Genomic DNA, 16,264 nt, shown 5'->3' on the forward strand with positions numbered 1-16,264 from the left:
GGCCCTCAGCGCGTGGCGACCAGGTCCTTGATCTGCTGCAGCGCCGTCGGATCCTCGATCGTCGTGAGGTCGCCCGGGTCGCGGCCTTCGCACACGGCCTGGATCGCGCGGCGCAGCAGCTTGCCGCTGCGCGTCTTGGGCAGCACGGTGACGAAGCGCACGCGCGCCGGCCGCGCGACCGCGCCCAGCTGCTCGTCGACGACCTTCATCACCTCGCCTTCGAGCTTCAGCTTCGCCGCTTCGTCGGTCAGCCCCGAGGTGTCCTTGACGACGGCGAAGGCGACGGCGACCTGGCCCTTCAGTTGGTCGGCCACGCCCACCACTGCGACTTCGGCGATGTTGGGATGCGAGGAGATGCTCTCCTCGATCTCGCGCGTGCCCAGGCGGTGGCCGGCGACGTTGATCACGTCGTCGGTGCGGCCCAGGATGTAGTAGTAGCCGTCCTGGTCGCGGATGCCCCAGTCGAAGGTGCTGTACACCTGCCGGCCCGGGATGCTGGACCAGTAGGTGTTGACGTAGCGCGCGTCGTCGCGCCACACGGTCTGCATGAAGCCGGGAGGGGTGGGCCCTTCGATCACGACCACGCCCTTCTGGTCCGGGCCCTTCAGCTCCTCGCCGGTGCTCTCGTGCACCAGCTTCACGTCGTAGCCGTACATCGGCACGCCGGGGCTGCCGAACTTGCTGGCCTTCTTCTCCACGCCGTTGGCGACGGTGAGGATCGGCCAGCCGCTCTCGGTCTGCCAGTAGTTGTCGATGATGGGGCGGCCCAGGCTCTCGGCGATCCACTTGGCCGTCGGCTCGTCCAGCGGCTCGCCGGCCAGGAACAGCGCGCGCAGGCTGGAGAGGTCGTACTTCTTCAGGAAGGCCGGATCCTGCTTCTTCAGCACGCGCACGGCGGTGGGCGCGCTGAACATGGAGGTCACCTTGTACTTCTCGACCAGGCTCCACCACACGCCCGCGTCGGGGCGCGTCGGCAGGCCCTCGTACATGATGGTGGCCATGCCGGCCAGCAGCGGGCCGTAGATGATGTAGCTGTGGCCCACCACCCAGCCGATGTCGGAGGTGGAGAAGTAGGTCTCGCCGGCGTTGCCCAGGAAGATGTGCTTCATGCTGGCGGTGAGCGCCACGGCGTAGCCGCCGACGTCGCGCTGCACGCCCTTGGGCTTGCCGGTGGTGCCGCTGGTGTAGAGGGTGTAGCTGATGTCGGTGGACTCCAGCCACTCGCATTCCACCGTCGTGCGCTGGTGGCGATCGGCCAGCGTGGCGTAGTCGTGGTCGCGGCCGGCCGTCATCTCCATGGGCGCGAGCTTGCGGTCCACCAGGAGCACCGAGCCGGGCTTGTGGTTCGAAAGGCGCAGCGCTTCGTCCAGCAGCGGCTTGTAGGGGACCACCTTGCCGCCGCGCGAGCCGGCGTCGGCGCTGACCACGACCTTGGGCGTGGCGTCGTCGATGCGCGAGGCCAGCGACACCGAGGCGAAGCCGCCGAACACCACCGCGTGGACGGCGCCGATGCGGGCGCAGGCCAGCATGGCGAAGGCCGCTTCCGCGATCATGGGCATGTAGATCAGCACGCGGTCGCCCTTGCCCACGCCCTGGGACTTCAGTACCGCGGCGAAGCGCTGCACCTCCGAGTGCAGTTCCCGGTAGCTGTAGACCCGTTCCTCGTTGGTCTCGCTGGAGACGTAGATCAGCGCCGGCTGCTCGCCGCGCGCGCCGAGGTGGCGGTCCACCGCGTTGTGGCACAGGTTGGTCCGGCCGCCGACGAACCAGCGCGTGAAGGGCGGGTTGCTGTTGTCGCAGATCTGCTGCGGCGGCGTCTCCCAGTCGATCAGCTTCGCCTGCTCGGCCCAGAACGCGTCGCGGTCCTCGAGGGACCGGCGGTGGAACTCCGCGTAACCCATGCTCGTCTCCTAGATAAGTCGCGGCCGATTGTCCCCATCGTCCTTGCCCGTGGCTGACGCAGCCGGCGGGGCTACTTGACGATCGTCAACACGTCCCGGAAGCGCGGGTGCCCCGCATCCCGCAGCCACTCGAAGGCCACCATCTCGGTGGTGACCAGCTCCGCGCCCGCGGCTGCCAGCCGGTCGAAGGCGGCGTCGCGGTTGCGCTCGCTGCGCGAGCTGCAGGCGTCGGTCACCACCCACACGTCGAGTTCCTCCTCCAGCAGGCCCAGCGCCGTCTGCATCAGGCAGACGTGGGCCTCGCAGCCGGCCAGCACGATGCTCTCACGGGCCGGCACCGGCGGCGCGGCCTTCTGCAGGTGCTTCGGCAGGCTGCGCGCATTGCCGCCCTGCGCCGGCTTGCCGGCGGGCTTCAGCCGCGGCAGCAGCACCGAGCTGCCGTCGAAGGCCATCTTGGACAGCACCCGGCCCGCGACGAGCGGCTGCAGCGCCTCCACCGTCCCGCCCAGGCCCTCGGGGTTCTCCTCGGTGGCCCACACGGGCACCTGCAGCAGCTGCGCGACGCGCGCGAGCCGCGCCGCGTTGGCCAGCACGAGCTCGCCCTCGTGGATCGCGGGCATCAGGCGTTGCTGGTAATCGACCAGCACGAGTTGGGAGTCTTCGGCGTCCAGCAGCATGTCTTTTCCTTTGGCCCGGATTATTCCCCCTACGAGGCCTTAGCATCGCGCCATGAAGTCCGACAGCCCCGACCTGATCGTCCTGCACGAGCACCCCGAGTGGCAGAAGCCGCTGTTCGCCGCCCTGGAGCGGCGCGGCGTGAATTTCGCGCCCTTCGACGTCACGCATGCCGCCTTCGGCAACACCGAGCCCCCGCGGGCCCGCCTGTACTTCAACCAGGCCAGCCCCAGCGCCTACGTGCGGGGCAACACCCGGGCCGTCCCGCTGGCCCTGGCCTACATGCGGACCCTGGAGCGCCAGGGGGCGCGGGTGCTCAACGGCGCCGACGTGTTCGCGCTGGAACTGAGCAAGAGCGTGCAGGCGACCCTGCTGCGCATGCTGGAGATCGACACCCCGCGCTCGGTCACCTTCAACGAGCCGGGCGCGCTGAAGGCCTATGAAGGCCAGTTCACATGGCCGGCGGTGCTCAAGCCCGACCAGGGCGGCAGCGGCGCGCGCATCCAGGTGGTGGAGTCGCTCGCGCAAGTCGAGGAGATCTTCCGCCGCGACCCCTCCGTGTGGCTGCCGGACAACTTGTTCCTGCTGCAGGAGTACCTGCCCCACGACCCCGAACAGGGCATCGTGCGGCTGGAGTTCCTGGGAGGCGAACTTCTGTATGCGATGCGAGTGAAGACGCACGGCCGCTTCAACCTGTGTCCCTCGCCCGTGTGCAACCCCGGCGACGGCGAAGGCGCCTGCGAGCTCCCGGCGCACGAACCGGTGGCCGCGGCGCCGGTGGAGTTCTTCCCCTATCCCGAAGTGCCGCGCGAGGCGGTGCAGACGGCCCGGCGGATCGTGCAGGCCGCGAAGCTGGACGTGGGCGGCATCGAATACCTGGAGACGCCGGATGGACGCCGCGTGTTCTACGACATCAACGCCAACTCCAACCTGCGGCCCTCGGTGGCCGAGGCCTTCGGCTTCGATCCCTTCGAGCGGGTGGTCGATTTCCTGGTGGCGAAACTGCAGCCAGGCTGGCCCGCGCTGGCCCGCACTTAGGAAACTGGCTTAAGTCGGGACTGTTGAGCCCGACTGTACACTCGCGTGCGCATCGCCATGCCCAGCCGCGCAGTTCAAGACCTATCACCAATCCGGCTGCTGTGCGTCGAGGACAACCCCGACGACGTCGAGCTGATGGGAATCGCACTGGAGCGGGCCGACCCCGCCCGGCGCTACGAGTTGCACCGTGTCGACAACGCGACGAGCTTCGTCGCGGCGCTGGAAGGCGACTGGGACGTGATCCTGTGCGACTTCAACCTGCCCCGTTTCTCGCCCTATGCGGCCCTGCAGATCCTGGTGACGCGCCGCTGCAGCGTCCCGCTGATCGTGCTGACCCGCGCGATCGGCGAGGAGGCGGCGGTGCACGTCCTGCGCTGCGGCGCCAAGGACTACCTGACCAAGGACAAGCTCGGCACGCTGCCGCAGATCATCGGCCGGGTGCTGGAGGAGCGGCGGCGCGCGCGGGAAAAGGAGAAGCTCGACGCGGAGCTGCAAGGCGCCTATGCGCGCCTGAAGGAGCTGTCGGCGCGCTTCGTGCTGGCGCAGGAGCGGGAACGTTCGCACATCTCGCGCGAGCTGCACGACCAGCTCGGGCAGACGCTGACGGCGGTGGTGATCCATCTGCACGCGGCGCAGCGGGCGCACGAGCCCGGCGTGGCGCGGCGCTACAGCGAAACGGCGGCCGAACTGGCCAGCGGGGCGCTGCAGCAGCTCAAGACGCTGTCGTTCTCGCTGCGGCCGGCGCAGCTGGACCTGCTGGGGCTGCTGCCGGCGGTGCAGTCGGCGATGCAGCGCATCTGCGAGCCCGCGGGGCTCGCATGGGAAGTGCAGACGCGCGGCGAGGAGCCGAAGCGGCTGGAAGAGAACGCCGCGGTGGCGGTGCGCCTCGTCCAGGAGGCGCTGACGAACATCGTGCGGCATGCGGAGGCCACGCTGGTGCGGGTGCGCCTGCGTTTCCTGCCGCGCGGCCGCATCGGCGTGCTGGTGCTCGACGACGGCAGGGGCTTCGACAAGACGGCCGTGCTGAACGGGCAGCAGAGCGAAAGAAACATCGGCTTGTATGGAATGATCGAGCGCACCGAACTGGCGGGGGGGCGGCTGCACATCCGCACGCGCCAGGGAGGCGGGGTCGCGATCCGGGCCGTGCTTTGAAATCAGGGGAGCGACCATGATGCAGAACTTCAACAAACCGATGCCGATCCAGGTCGTCCTGGCCGACGACCACGACCTGGTGCGCTCCGGCATCAAGGCCCTGCTGGCGACGGTCGACGGGGTGCAGGTCATCGCGGAGGCGCGCAACGGCCAGGAGTTGCTGGCGCTGCTGGATTCGATCAAGCCGGACGTGGTGATGACCGACATCTCCATGCCCGGCATGGACGGCATCACGGCGATCGGCGAGATCCACGCCCGCCATCCGGACGTGCGGGTGATCGTGCTGTCGATGTACGACACGGTGGACTTCGTCAAGCGCGCGGTGGCCAACGGCGCCTGCGGCTACCTGATGAAGGACGCACCGCCCTTCGAGCTGGAACAGGCCCTGCGCAGCGTGATGGCGACGGGCAGCTACTTCAGCGCCGCGGTCGCGCAGCGCCTGCTGCAGCCCTCGGAGCCCACGGTGGACGACGAGCTGACGCAGCGCCAGGTGGAGATCCTCACGCTCATCGCCCAGGGCAAGTCGGCCAAGGAGATCGCGTACGAGCTGGGCCTGAGCCCGAAGACGGTGGACGTGCACCGGGCGCGGATCATGGAGCGGCTGCGGCTGAACGACATCGCGAGCCTGACGCGGTATGCGGTGCGCAAGGGTCTGGTGAAGGCCTAAGGCAGCACGCGCACCAGTTTCCCGTCGCTCTCGTCGGTCACGAGGTACAGCAAGCCGTCCGGCCCCTGCCGCACATCGCGCACCCGCCCCACCCCCTGCAGCAGCTTCTGCTCCCGCACGACCTTGCCGTCCGCGAGTTCGATGCGGTCCAGGTAGCCGAACTTCAGCGAGCCCACGAACAGGTTGCCGCGCCAGGCTGGCCCGTAGCGGTCGCTGGAAAGGAACACCATGCCCGAGGGCGCGATCGAGGGCACCCAGTAATGCAGCGGCTGTTCCATGCCGGCCTTCTGCGTGATGCCCTCGCCGATCGGCCCGCCGCCGTAGTTCTCGCCATAGGTGATCACCGGCCAGCCGTGGTTGCGGCCCGCCTGCGGGACGTTGATCTCGTCGCCGCCCTGCGGCCCGTGCTCGTGCTGCCACACCCGGCCGTCCGGCCCCAGCGTCGCCCCCTGCGAATTGCGGTGGCCGTAGCTCCAGATCTCCGGCAGCGCCCCCGCGCGGCCGACGAAGGGGTTGTCGGGCGGCACGCTGCCGTCCTTGTTCACGCGCACCACCTTGCCGTGGTGGTTGTCCAGGGTCTGCGCGTCCTCCTTGCGCGAGAAGCGCTCGCCCAGCGTGAGGAACAGCGTGCCGTCGCGCGCCTCCACGATGCGGCAGCCGAAATGCATGTTGCTGGCGACCTTGGGCCGGGCGCTGAAGATCACGCGCACGTCCTCCAGCCGGCTGTCGTCGGCGGCGAGCCGCGCGCGGGCCATCGCCGTGCTGTTCGCGCCGCCCGGCCCCGGCTCGGAGAAGCAGAAGTAGAGGGTGCGGTTGGAGGCGAAGCCGGAGTCGAGCACCACGTCCAGCAGGCCGCCCTGGCTGCGCGCCACCACCTGCGGCACGCCGCCGAGCGGGGGCGACAGCCGCCCCTGCGCGTTCACGATGCGCATGCGCCCGGGCCGCTCCGTCACGAGGAAACGCCCCTCCGGCAGGAAGGCCAGCGCCCAGGGGTGCTCCAGGCCGCCCGCCACCGTCTCGCCGCGCGGCGTCTGGGCCCCGACGGGCGGTACTGTCAACCCTGCGACAATAAGGGCTGGCACAGCGAGCCGGCCCCAGAGCCGGCGGCGCCTCCTGGATCGGTTGTTCCCGTTCATGGTGGAACCGATTGTTCCCCACCCGCCGCGGTCCGTGGCGCGGAAGCACACCGATACGAATCAAGAACCTTGAATGCACTGTTCGCTTGACGCCCGGCTCGGCCGGACGCTGATCTCCGCTCCCCTGCTGCGTGTGCTCGGCCTTGTGCTCGTGCTCGCGGCGGGTGGCGCGCACGCCATGCCGCCCACGTCCGCGGAAGACGACGTGGGTCGCTTCATGGCGGAAAAGCGCTTCGTGGAACGTCTCGAGGAGGTGCGCGTCAACGTCGGCGAACGCGTGGCGACCGGCGCCGACCAGATGGCGCAGCGCGCCTCCGAGCTGGTGGGCAACGCCATGGGTTTCCTCGGCGTGCGCTATCGCCGCGGCGGCAGTTCGGTAGAGACCGGCTTCGACTGCAGCGGCTTCGTCAAGGCGATGTACGAGCAGACGGTCGGCCTGATGCTGCCCCGCCGCGCGGAAGAGCAGGCCGCCGCCACGCAGAAGATCGACAAGAAGGACCTGCAGCCGGGCGACCTGGTGTTCTTCAACACGCTGCGGCGCACCTTCAGCCACGTCGGCATCTACGTCGGCGACAACAAGTTCATCCACTCGCCGCGCCCCGGCGCGCAGGTGCGCGTGGACGACATGGGCATGAGCTACTGGACCAGGCGCTTCGACGGCGCCCGCCGCGTGCTCGCCGCACCCCCGGGCGAAGCGCCCGCGCAGACCAGGCCCTAAGCAGCCCTCGTATCGGGAATACGCGGAGGCGCGGCCCCCCGCGCGCTCGTACGATCCCCCGCCTGTCCATCCCACGGGAGATCGGCGTGGCGAAACTGAACGTGAATGGGGTCGTGCGCGACTTCGAGGCGGAGGGCGATACGCCCCTGCTGTGGGTGCTGCGCGAACAGCTCGGCCTCACGGGCACCAAGTACGGGTGCGGCATCGCGGCCTGCGGCGCCTGCACCGTCCACATCGACGGCATCCCCACGCGCAGCTGCTCGCGGCCGCTCTCCACGATCGGCCCCAACGAGAAGATCACCACCATCGAGGGGCTCTCGCCCGACGGCTCGCATCCGGTGCAGAAGGCCTGGGTGGCGCTCGACGTGCCGCAATGCGGCTACTGCCAGTCCGGCCAGATCATGGCGGCGGCAGCCCTGCTCAAGAGCAATCCGCGCCCGACCGACGCCGACATCGACACCGCCATGAGCAACATCTGCCGCTGCGGGACCTACAACCGCATCCGCGCGGCGATCCACGCGGTGGCGCGCGGCGACCTCAAGAGCGCGCAGCTCGCGATCCAGCACGCCGACGGGAGCACGACATGAGCACGGACGCCCTGAGCCTCGATCGCCGCGGCTTCCTGAAGGCGAGCGCCTCGGCCGGCCTGGTGGTCGGCTTCCACGTCCCGTTTGCCGGCAGCGCGTCGGCGCAGCAGGCCGCCGTCCCGGAGGTGAACGCCTGGGTGGTCGTGCGCCCCGACGACACCGTCGTGGTCCGCATCGCCCGCTCCGAAATGGGACAGGGCACGCTCACCGGCCTGGCGCAGCTGGTCGCCGAGGAGCTCGAGGCCAACTGGGCCAAGGTGACCACCGAGTACCCCACGCCCGGCCAGAACCTTGCGCGCAAGCGCGTGTGGGGCAACTTCTCCACCGGCGGCAGTCGCGGCATCCGCGAATCGCACGACTACGTGCGCAAGGGCGGCGCCACCGCCCGCATGATGCTGGTGCAGGCCGCGGCCAACGAGTGGAAGGTGCCCGTCTCCGAACTGCGCGCGGCCAACAGCGTCGTGACGCACGGACCGAGCGGCCGCACCCTCACCTACGGCCACCTCGCCGCTGCCGCATCGAAGCTGGAGCCGCCGGCCGAGGTCCAGCTGAAGGACCCGAAGGACTGGAAGATCGCCGGCAAGCGGCTGGCGCGCCTGGACACGGTCGACAAGGTGAACGGCAAGCAGGTCTACGGCATCGACCTCAAGCTGCCCGGCATGCTCAATGCCGCCATCAAGGACTGCCCCGTGTTCGGCGGCAAGGTGAAGAGCTTCAACGCCGCCGCCGTCCAGGGCCGGCCCGGGGTGAAGAAGGTCCTGCGCGTGGGCGACAGCGCGGTGGCGGTGGTGGCGGACACCTGGTGGCACGCCAAGAGCGCGCTCGACGCCCTGCCCGTGGAATGGGATCCGGGCCCGAACGCGAAGGAGTCGAGCGCGACGGTGGCGGCCATGCTGAAGGCCGGCCTGGACGCGAACGATGCCGTGGTGGGCAACCAGAACGGCGATGCGAAGGCGGCGCTGGGCTCCGCGGCGCGCGTGATCGAGGCGGTGTACGGCTACCCGCACCAGAACCACGCCACCATGGAGCCGATGAACGCCACGGCGCGCTGGACGCCGGAGCGCTGCGAGGTGTGGAGTCCGACGCAGAACGGCGAGGCCGCGCTCGCAGCCGCGTCCGAAGCCGCCGGCCTGCCGCCTTCGCAGTGCGACGTCCACAAGCTGCTGCTCGGCGGCGGCTTCGGCCGCCGCGGCGCGGTGCACGACTGGGTGCGGCAGGTGGTGGAGATCGCGAAGGAGATGCCCGGCACGCCGGTCAAGCTGCTGTGGACCCGCGAGGAGGACATGCTGCATGGCCGCTTCCACCCGGTCACGCAGTGCCGCCTGCGCGCGGGCCTCGATGCGCAGGGCAACGTCACGGCGCTGCACATGCGCATCTCGGGCCAGTCGATCGTGGCGGCCGTGTTCCCGCAGAACATCCAGAACGGGAAGGACCCCGTGGTGTTCCAGGGCCTCAACCCGCCCGGGCCGGAAGCCTCGATCGGCTACAGCTTCCCGAACCTGCTGATCGACCACGCGATGCGCAACCCGCCGGTGCCGCCGGGCTTCTGGCGCGGCGTGAACCTGAACCAGAACACAATCTACCTCGAGTCCTTCATCGACGAGATCGCGCAGGCCGCCGGGCAGGACCCGCTCGCGCTGCGGCGCAAGCTGATGGCGAACCATCCCAGGCACCTGGGAGTGCTCAACGCGGTGGCCGAGCGCGCCGGCTGGGGCCGGCCGGCCCCGGACGTGAACGGGCAGAAGGTGTTCCGCGGGCTGGCCCAGACCATGGGCTTCGGCAGCTACGTCGCCGCCTGCGCCGAGGTCTCGGTGGGCAACGACGGCGAGCTGAAGATCCACCGCATCGTCGCGGCCACCGATCCGGGCCACGCGGTGAACCCGCAGCAGATCGAGGCGCAGGTGGAGGGCTCGTTCGCCTACGGCCTGTCGGCGGCGCTGTTCGGCGAGTGCACGCTGAAGGACGGCCACATGGAGCAGGCCAACTTCGACACCTACCCGGTGGTGCACATGCGGCACATGCCGAAGGTGGAGACCATCGTGATGCCCACCGGCGGCTTCTGGGGCGGCGTCGGCGAGCCGACGATCGCGGTGGCGGCGCCGGCGGTGCTCAACGCGATCTTCGCGGCCACCGGCAAGCGCATCCGCGAGCTTCCGCTGCGGCATCACAGCCTCCGGCGCGCCTGAGGGAGCGGCCTTGCGGGTGCGCGCAGTCGGCGCCCTGCTGCTCGCGGCCCTGGCGGCCGCGGGCGCGCGCGCGCAGGAGTTCGTGGGCTACACCGTCGAGGGCGACGGCATCGCGCAGCCGCTGGCGGGCGCACGGGGCGACCCGCAGCGCGGACGCGCCATCGTCGCCAGCCGCCAGGCGGGGCTGTGCCTGCTGTGCCATCCCGCGCCCATCCCGGAGGAGCGCTTCCAGGGCGACCTGGCGCCCGGCCTGGCGGGCGTCGGCGCGCGCTACAGCGTGGCGCAGTTGCGGCTGCGGGTGGCGGATCCGCGCCGGGTGAATCCGTCGAGCTTCATGCCCGGATTCCACAGCCCCGGCCATCCCTCGCGCGTCGGCGCGCAGTGGGCAGGCAGGCCCATCCTCAGCGCCCAGCAGGTGGAAGACGTGGTCGCGTGGCTGGCCACGCTGCGTTAGGCTTGGCGGATGGGCGCGCGCACGGCTTCGGGTTCCAGGCGGCGGCAGCTGCTGCAGGCCGGCGCCGGCCTGGTCGCGCAGGTGCTGGTGCGGCCGGCTTCGGCGCAGGACGCCGCGGCGATGGCGGCGGCGGTGGCGCAGTTCGCCGGCGGGCAGCCCGTGCGCCCGGGACGGGTCCGGCTGGAAATCGCGCCGCTGGTGGACAACGGCAACGTGGTGCCGGTCAGGGTGAGCGTCGAGAGCCCCATGACCCCGGCCGAGCACGTCACGGAGATCGCCATCTTCAACGAGAAGAACCCGCAGAAGGACGTGGGGCGCTTCCTGCTCGGCCCACGCGCCGGCCGGGCCGAAGTTGCGACCCGCATCCGCCTGGCCACCAGCCAGAAGCTCACGGCGCTCGCGCGGCTGAACGACGGCAGCGTCTGGTCCGACACGGTCGACGTGGTCGTGGTGCTGGCCGCCTGCATCGAAGGAGAAGGCAGCTAGCCATGGCCCGCACGCTGATCCAGGTCCCCTCCGGCGCGCGCAAGGGCGAGGTGGTCGAGGTGCGGGTGACGATCGCGCACCCGATGGAGACCGGCTACCGGCCGGGCGCGGACGGCCGCGTGCTGCCGCGCGACATCATCCGGCGCTTCACCTGCCGCTACCAGGGCGAGGTGGTCTTCAGCGCGGAACTGTTCCCCGCCATCTCCGCCAACCCCTACCTCTCCTTCTTCGTCCGCACCGGCGACGGCGGCACGCTGGAATTCGAATGGCAGGGCGACAACGGTTTCGCGCAGACGGAGCGGCGCGAGTTGCAGGTCGCGTGATGCGCCGTGCGCGCTTCGCGGCGGCGGCCGCCCTGTCCGCCGCGGTGGCCTGCCTGGCGGCCGGGCCGGATCCGCGCCGCTCCGGCTTCGAGGACATGGGCGCGTCCACGCAGGCGATGCAGCGGGACGACGGCCTGAACCCGGCGATGCTGTGGGTGCAGGAGGGCGAGCAGGCGTGGCGACGCGCACCCTCCCCTTCGTCCCGCTCCTGTGCGTCGTGCCATGGCGAGCCGTCCTCGCTGCGCGGCGTGGCGGCGCGCTACCCGGCCTGGGACGAGGCGCTGAAGCGGCCGGTGGACCTGGCCACGCGCATCGACCTGTGCCGGCAACGGCAGCAGGGGCAGCCGGCCTGGCCGGCCGAGCACGAGGAATTGCTGGCGCTGGAGACGCTGGTGGGGCTGCAGTCGCGCGGAATGCCGATCGCTCCGCGTCCCGATCCGCGGCTGGCGCCCCATGCGGCGCGCGGGGAAGCCCTGTTCCGCCAGCGCATGGGGCAGCTGGATCTCTCGTGCGCGGAGTGCCACGAGGAGCGGGCAGGCGGCCGGCTGGCCGGCTCGCCGATCCCGCAGGGGCACGCGACGGGCTATCCGGTCTACCGGCTGGAGTGGCAGGGACTCGGCTCGCTGTGGCGCCGCGTGCGCGGGTGCATGGCAGGCGTGCGGGCGGAGCCGTTCGCGGCGGGGAGCCTGGAGTTCACGGAGCTGGAGCTGTACCTCGCGAACCGGGCGAGCGGGATGCTGGTGGAGACGCCGGCGGTGCGGCCCTAGCGTCCCCGCCCCGGCCCTCCCCCGGAGGGGAGGGCGCAAGGGTCACTTGCGCGGCGGCGGCACGTCCGTGCAGGTGCCGTGCGCGATCTCCGCGGCCATGCCGATGCTCTCGCCCAGGGTCGGGTGCGGGTGGATGGTCTTGCCGATGTCGACCTCGTCGGCGCCCATCTCGATGGCCAGCGCGACCTCGCTGATCAGGTCGCCCGCGTGCGTGCCCACGATGCCGCCGCCCAGGATGCGGTGCGATTCGGCATCGAACAGCAGCTTGGTGAAGCCCTCGTCGCGGGTATTGGCGATGGCGCGGCCGGAGGCCGTCCAGGGGAAGTGGCCCTTCTTGATCGCGATGCCCTGCGCCTTGGCCTGGTCCTCGGTGAGGCCCACCCAGGCCACCTCGGGATCGGTGTAGGCCACGCTGGGGATCACGCGCGCGTCGAAGGTCGACTTCTCGCCCGCCGCCGCCTCGGCCGCCACGTGCGCCTCGTGCACCGCCTTGTGGGCCAGCATCGGCTGGCCGACGATGTCGCCGATGGCGAAGATGTGCGGCACGTTGGTGCGCATCGAGATGTCCACCGGGATGAAGCCGCGGTCCGTGACGTTCACGCCCGCCTTCTGGGCGCCGATGTTCTTCCCGTTGGGCGAACGACCCACCGCCTGCAGCACCAGGTCGTACAGCTGCGGTTCCTTGGGTGCCTGCTCGCCCTCGAAGCGGACCAGGATGCCGTCCTTGGTGGCTTCCGCGCCCACGGTCTTGGTCTTCAGCATGATGTTGTCGAAGCGCGGCGCATTCATCTTCTGCCACACGCGCACCAGGTCGCGGTCCGCACCCTGCATCAGGCCGTCGAGCATTTCGACCACGTCCAGGCGCGCGCCCAGCGTGGAGTACACCGTGCCCATCTCCAGGCCGATGATGCCGCCGCCCAGGATCAGCATGCGCTTCGGGTCGGTGGCGAGATCCAGCGCGCCGGTGGAGTCCACCACGCGCGGGTCCTTCGGCATGAAGGGCAGCGACACGGCCTGCGAGCCGGCGGCGATGATCGCGTTGCGGAAGCGGATCACCTGCTTCTTGCCGGTGGCGTCCTTGCCGCTGCCCGAGGTCTCCTCGACCTGCAGGTGGTAGGGATCGAGGAAGGTGCCGATGCCGCGCACGACCGTCACCTTGCGCATCTTGGCCATCGCCGCCAGGCCGCCGGTGAGCTTGCCGGTGACCTTGTCCTTGTGGGCCTTGAGCTTCCCGCGGTCGATGGTCGGCTTGCCGAAGGAGACGCCGAGCGAATCGAAGTGGCTCACTTCGTCCATCACGGCGGCGACGTGCAGCAGCGCCTTGGACGGGATGCAGCCCACGTTGAGGCACACGCCGCCGAGCGTGGCGTAGCGCTCCACGAGCACGGTCTTCATGCCGAGGTCGGCGGAGCGGAAGGCGGCGGAATAGCCGCCCGGACCGGCGCCGAGGACCAGCATCTCGCACTCGAGGTCGACGCCGCCGCCGTAGGACCCGGCGGGCGCGGGGGCCGGCGCAGGGGCCGAAGCCGCGGGCGCCGGTGCGGCAGCGGCCGGAGCCGCTTTCGGGGCCGGCGCCGGCGCCGCGGCGCCGGTGGTTTCCAGCGTCAGGAGCACCGACCCTTCGGACACCTTGTCGCCGACCTTGATCTTGAGGTCTTTCACCACGCCGGCATGCGACGACGGGATTTCCATGGAGGCCTTGTCGCTCTCCACCGTCACCAGCGATTGTTCGACCTTCACCGTGTCGCCGGGTTTGACCAGCAGCTCGATGACGGCAACGTCCTTGAAGTCCCCGATGTCAGGGACTTTCACTTCCGTCAGGCTCATTTTATTTAGGCTCTTTCGCTTTGACAGTGAAGATGTCGCAGGGCAGCTCGGAGTTGCGATCGAACTCGCAACCGGCGGCGATCCCCGCTTCCGCGACTTCGCGCGCGGTCTTGGCCCGGGAGTAGGCCGCGTGCATGGCGCCGAGCGCGAAACTGCGCCCCGAGCCGATGCCCCAGAACTCCTTGAACTCGAACACCTCGCGGTAGCTGTAGAGGCCGTAGATGCCGCTGGCGTTGGCGATGACCACGCTGAACTGGCTGGACTCGTACGGGTCGCTGTCTTCTTCCTTGGTCTGCAGGAAGAAGTTGTCCTTCAGGTACGGGTGCAGCTTGGTGAAGGTGTCGAAGACCTCGTCCTTGCTTCCGAGCCGGAGGATCTCCCGCGGCATCGAACCCATCGCCTTGCGCAGCACCGGGAAGTGCGCCACGGTGCCGGCCATGCCGATGAAGCTCGGGCCGTCGTCCGTGTCGACCTTGAAGATCTTGGTGTTGTCCTCGAACCGGTGCGCAAGGCGTGTGTCGCCGAAGGTCACCAGGGTGTCCGCTGCGATCGCGATTTGCCCGGCTTTCTTCACCACCACAACTGTTGTCATCGATCTTGTAGTTCTTGCTTAGAGAAGGACGCGGCGGAAGTCCGCCAGGATCTGTCCCAGGTAGGCGTTGAACCTCGCGGCGGCTGCCCCGTCGATGACCCGGTGGTCCCACGACAGCGACAGCGGCAGCATCAGCCTCGGCTGGAACTGCTTGCCGTCCCAGACCGGTTCGGTCTGGCTGCGGCACACACCAAGGATAGCGACTTCCGGCGCGTTGATGATGGGCGTGAAGTAACGCCCGCCGATACCGCCGAGCGAGGAGATCGTGAAAGTCGCCCCCGACATGTCGCCAGGACTGAGCTTGCCGTCGCGCGCCTTCTTCGCCAGCTCGGCCATTTCCTGGCTGATGGCGAGCACGCCCTTCTTGTCGGCGTCCTTGATCACGGGCACCACCAGGCCGTTGGGCGTGTCGGCCGCGAAGCCGATGTGCCAGTAGCTCTTGTAGACCAGTTCCTCGCCGTCGATCGAGCTGTTGAACTCGGGGAATTTCTTCAGCGCGGCCACGCAGGCCTTGATGAGGAAGGCGAGCATGGTCACCTTGACGCCGGACTTCTCGTTTTCCTTGTTGGTCGAGACGCGGAAGGCTTCCAGTTCGGTGATGTCCGCGTCGTCGTGGTTGCAGACGTGCGGGATCATCACCCAGTTGCGGTGCAGGTTCGCGCCGCTGATCTTCTTGATGCGCGACAGCGGCTTGCGCTCGACGGCGCCGAACTTCGCGAAGTCCACCTTGGGCCAGGGCAGCAGGCCGAGGGCCTCGCCTCCGCCGCCCGCGGGTGCTTTCGCGGCCGCGGCCTTGGTGCGCGTCTCGCCCGCCATCACGCTCTTGGTGAAGGACTGGACGTCCTCCTGCGTGATGCGGCCCTTGGGCCCGGTGCCCTTCACTTCCTCCAGCGGCACGCCCAGCTCGCGCGCGAACTTGCGCACGGACGGCGAGGCATGCGGCAGGCTGCCCGTGGGCGTGCCCGGCTCGTGCGGAGGCAGCGACGCCGTCGGTGGCACGTGCTGGTGCGGCGAAGGGGCCTGCGCGGCCGCCGGGGCAGCGGCTGCCTGAAGCCCTCCCCCCGAGGGGGAGGGTTGGGGTGGGGGGGAGCCCGTTGCGCCCGCAGGGGCTGGTGCGCCAGCACCCGACCCTTCCACCACCGCGATCAGGTCACCGATGTTGACCTTGTCGCCGATCTTGACCTTGAGCTCCTTCAGCACGCCGGCGGCCGAGGAGGGGATCTCCATCGAGGCCTTGTCCGACTCGACCGTGATCAGCGACTGCTCCTGCTTGATCGTGTCGCCGGGCTTCACCAGCACCTCGATCACGGCGACGTCCTTGAAGTCGCCGATGTCGGGGACCTTGACCTGGATGGGACCGCTCCCTCCCCCTCCGGAGGAGGCCTGGGGCGGGGGCGCCGCGGGTTGGGGAGCCGCAGCGGCCGTCGCCGGCGCCCCCGCCTTGCCCTCCCCCGGAGGGGGAGCGGAAGTGGCGCCCGCGGCGGCTTCCACCACCGCGATCACGCTGCCTTCCGAGATCTTGTCGCCCATCTTGACCCTGAGCTCTTTCAGGATCCCCGCCGCGCTCGACGGGATCTCCATCGAAGCCTTGTCCGATTCGACGGTGACGAGCGACTGCTCCTGCTTGAGGGTGTCGCCCGGCTTGACCAGGATTTCGATGACGGCGACATCCTTGAAGTCCCCGATGTCGGGGACCTTCACTTCGACCAGTGCCATGTTTCTTTTTCTCCGTGGCCCGCGCGGGGCCTTCTCGTT

The 16,264-nt window shown here is 69.9% G+C and carries 16 protein-coding genes; 10 read left to right on the plus strand and 6 right to left on the minus strand.

The annotated features are described in order from the left end of the window. Positions 1 to 5: 5 nt before the first annotated feature. Both JJ685_RS01110 and JJ685_RS01115 read right to left on the minus strand, forming a co-directional pair. On the minus strand, positions 6 to 1,901 hold the full coding sequence (locus JJ685_RS01110; protein WP_201672331.1) for a propionate--CoA ligase: 1,896 nt from the start codon (positions 1,899 to 1,901) through the stop codon (positions 6 to 8). A 71-nt stretch (positions 1,902 to 1,972) separates the two neighbouring features. Beyond that, entirely contained in the window at positions 1,973 to 2,578 is a 606-nt protein-coding gene (locus JJ685_RS01115) for an isochorismatase family protein (RefSeq protein WP_201672332.1), read from the minus strand. 52 nt (positions 2,579 to 2,630) lie between these two features. Between JJ685_RS01115 and JJ685_RS01120 the strand changes: the two genes are divergently transcribed. From JJ685_RS01120 to JJ685_RS01130, 3 genes are read left to right on the plus strand one after another with little or no spacing between them, the layout of a single operon-like run. Then, on the plus strand, positions 2,631 to 3,614 hold the full coding sequence (locus JJ685_RS01120; RefSeq protein WP_201672333.1) for an ATP-grasp domain-containing protein: 984 nt from the start codon (positions 2,631 to 2,633) through the stop codon (positions 3,612 to 3,614). Between the two features lie 57 nt (positions 3,615 to 3,671). Continuing rightward, positions 3,672 to 4,766 (plus strand): ATP-binding response regulator, encoded by a 1,095-nt coding sequence (locus tag JJ685_RS01125; protein ID WP_201672334.1) that lies wholly within the window; start codon positions 3,672 to 3,674, stop codon positions 4,764 to 4,766. A gap of 16 nt (positions 4,767 to 4,782) precedes the next feature. Beyond that, positions 4,783 to 5,433, plus strand: coding sequence for a response regulator (locus JJ685_RS01130; protein ID WP_201672335.1), 651 nt, complete (start codon positions 4,783 to 4,785; stop codon positions 5,431 to 5,433). On the opposite strand, the gene JJ685_RS01135 is transcribed toward JJ685_RS01130, so the two are convergent. Continuing rightward, positions 5,430 to 6,569: a PQQ-dependent sugar dehydrogenase gene (locus tag JJ685_RS01135; RefSeq protein WP_201672336.1), complete on the minus strand. Its 1,140-nt coding sequence runs from the start codon at positions 6,567 to 6,569 to the stop codon at positions 5,430 to 5,432. The genes JJ685_RS01130 and JJ685_RS01135 overlap by 4 nt on opposite strands. 73 nt (positions 6,570 to 6,642) lie before the next feature. On the opposite strand from JJ685_RS01135, the gene JJ685_RS01140 reads away from it, so the two are divergent. From JJ685_RS01140 to soxA, 7 genes are all read left to right on the plus strand, one after another. Then, positions 6,643 to 7,287 (plus strand): C40 family peptidase, encoded by a 645-nt coding sequence (locus JJ685_RS01140; protein ID WP_201672337.1) that lies wholly within the window; start codon positions 6,643 to 6,645, stop codon positions 7,285 to 7,287. Between the two features lie 86 nt (positions 7,288 to 7,373). Then, positions 7,374 to 7,874 (plus strand): (2Fe-2S)-binding protein, encoded by a 501-nt coding sequence (locus tag JJ685_RS01145; RefSeq protein WP_201672338.1) that lies wholly within the window; start codon positions 7,374 to 7,376, stop codon positions 7,872 to 7,874. After that, positions 7,871 to 10,060, plus strand: coding sequence for a xanthine dehydrogenase family protein molybdopterin-binding subunit (locus JJ685_RS01150; protein ID WP_201672339.1), 2,190 nt, complete (start codon positions 7,871 to 7,873; stop codon positions 10,058 to 10,060). Before JJ685_RS01145 ends, JJ685_RS01150 begins: the two co-directional genes overlap by 4 nt. Before the next feature lie 16 nt (positions 10,061 to 10,076). Continuing rightward, positions 10,077 to 10,514 carry a sulfur oxidation c-type cytochrome SoxX gene (soxX, locus tag JJ685_RS01155; RefSeq protein ID WP_201673653.1) on the plus strand — a complete coding sequence of 146 codons (438 nt, stop codon included), beginning with the start codon at positions 10,077 to 10,079 and terminating at the stop codon, positions 10,512 to 10,514. 9 nt (positions 10,515 to 10,523) lie between these two features. Beyond that, complete coding sequence (locus tag JJ685_RS01160; RefSeq protein WP_201672340.1) at positions 10,524 to 11,000, plus strand: SoxY-related AACIE arm protein; 477 nt, start codon at positions 10,524 to 10,526, stop codon at positions 10,998 to 11,000. A gap of 2 nt (positions 11,001 to 11,002) precedes the next feature. After that, on the plus strand, positions 11,003 to 11,323 hold the full coding sequence (gene soxZ / locus JJ685_RS01165) for a thiosulfate oxidation carrier complex protein SoxZ (RefSeq protein ID WP_201672341.1): 321 nt from the start codon (positions 11,003 to 11,005) through the stop codon (positions 11,321 to 11,323). Next, complete coding sequence (gene soxA / locus JJ685_RS01170; RefSeq protein ID WP_201672342.1) at positions 11,323 to 12,090, plus strand: sulfur oxidation c-type cytochrome SoxA; 768 nt, start codon at positions 11,323 to 11,325, stop codon at positions 12,088 to 12,090. The genes soxZ and soxA overlap by 1 nt, the downstream gene beginning before the upstream one ends. A 42-nt stretch (positions 12,091 to 12,132) precedes the next feature. On the opposite strand, the gene lpdA is transcribed toward soxA, so the two are convergent. From lpdA to aceF, 3 genes are read right to left on the minus strand one after another with little or no spacing between them, the layout of a single operon-like run. Next, a complete protein-coding gene (gene lpdA / locus JJ685_RS01175; protein ID WP_201672343.1) occupies positions 12,133 to 13,917 on the minus strand; it encodes a dihydrolipoyl dehydrogenase in 1,785 nt (594 codons plus the stop codon). Position 13,918: 1 nt separating this feature from the next. Then, positions 13,919 to 14,509 (minus strand): Ntn hydrolase family protein, encoded by a 591-nt coding sequence (locus JJ685_RS01180; RefSeq protein WP_201672344.1) that lies wholly within the window; start codon positions 14,507 to 14,509, stop codon positions 13,919 to 13,921. A gap of 18 nt (positions 14,510 to 14,527) precedes the next feature. Then, positions 14,528 to 16,225 (minus strand): dihydrolipoyllysine-residue acetyltransferase, encoded by a 1,698-nt coding sequence (gene aceF, locus JJ685_RS01185; RefSeq protein WP_201672345.1) that lies wholly within the window; start codon positions 16,223 to 16,225, stop codon positions 14,528 to 14,530. Positions 16,226 to 16,264 lie beyond the last annotated feature (39 nt).

The organism is Ramlibacter monticola (assembly GCF_016722785.1).
Taxonomy (GTDB): Bacteria; Pseudomonadota; Gammaproteobacteria; order Burkholderiales; family Burkholderiaceae_C; genus Ramlibacter; species Ramlibacter monticola.

Coding starts and splice junctions, on each gene's coding strand:
- aceF (WP_201672345.1), bottom strand. CDS start 16,225: ATGGCACTGGTCGAAGTGAAGGTCCCCGACATCGGGGACTTCAAGGAT.
- JJ685_RS01120 (WP_201672333.1), top strand. CDS start 2,631: ATGAAGTCCGACAGCCCCGACCTGATCGTCCTGCACGAGCACCCCGAG.
- JJ685_RS01110 (WP_201672331.1), bottom strand. CDS start 1,901: ATGGGTTACGCGGAGTTCCACCGCCGGTCCCTCGAGGACCGCGACGCG.
- JJ685_RS01140 (WP_201672337.1), top strand. CDS start 6,643: ATGCACTGTTCGCTTGACGCCCGGCTCGGCCGGACGCTGATCTCCGCT.
- JJ685_RS01130 (WP_201672335.1), top strand. CDS start 4,783: ATGATGCAGAACTTCAACAAACCGATGCCGATCCAGGTCGTCCTGGCC.
- JJ685_RS01180 (WP_201672344.1), bottom strand. CDS start 14,509: ATGACAACAGTTGTGGTGGTGAAGAAAGCCGGGCAAATCGCGATCGCA.
- soxA (WP_201672342.1), top strand. CDS start 11,323: ATGCGCCGTGCGCGCTTCGCGGCGGCGGCCGCCCTGTCCGCCGCGGTG.
- soxZ (WP_201672341.1), top strand. CDS start 11,003: ATGGCCCGCACGCTGATCCAGGTCCCCTCCGGCGCGCGCAAGGGCGAG.
- JJ685_RS01125 (WP_201672334.1), top strand. CDS start 3,672: ATGCCCAGCCGCGCAGTTCAAGACCTATCACCAATCCGGCTGCTGTGC.
- lpdA (WP_201672343.1), bottom strand. CDS start 13,917: ATGAGCCTGACGGAAGTGAAAGTCCCTGACATCGGGGACTTCAAGGAC.
- JJ685_RS01150 (WP_201672339.1), top strand. CDS start 7,871: ATGAGCACGGACGCCCTGAGCCTCGATCGCCGCGGCTTCCTGAAGGCG.
- JJ685_RS01135 (WP_201672336.1), bottom strand. CDS start 6,569: ATGAACGGGAACAACCGATCCAGGAGGCGCCGCCGGCTCTGGGGCCGG.
- JJ685_RS01160 (WP_201672340.1), top strand. CDS start 10,524: ATGGGCGCGCGCACGGCTTCGGGTTCCAGGCGGCGGCAGCTGCTGCAG.
- JJ685_RS01115 (WP_201672332.1), bottom strand. CDS start 2,578: ATGCTGCTGGACGCCGAAGACTCCCAACTCGTGCTGGTCGATTACCAG.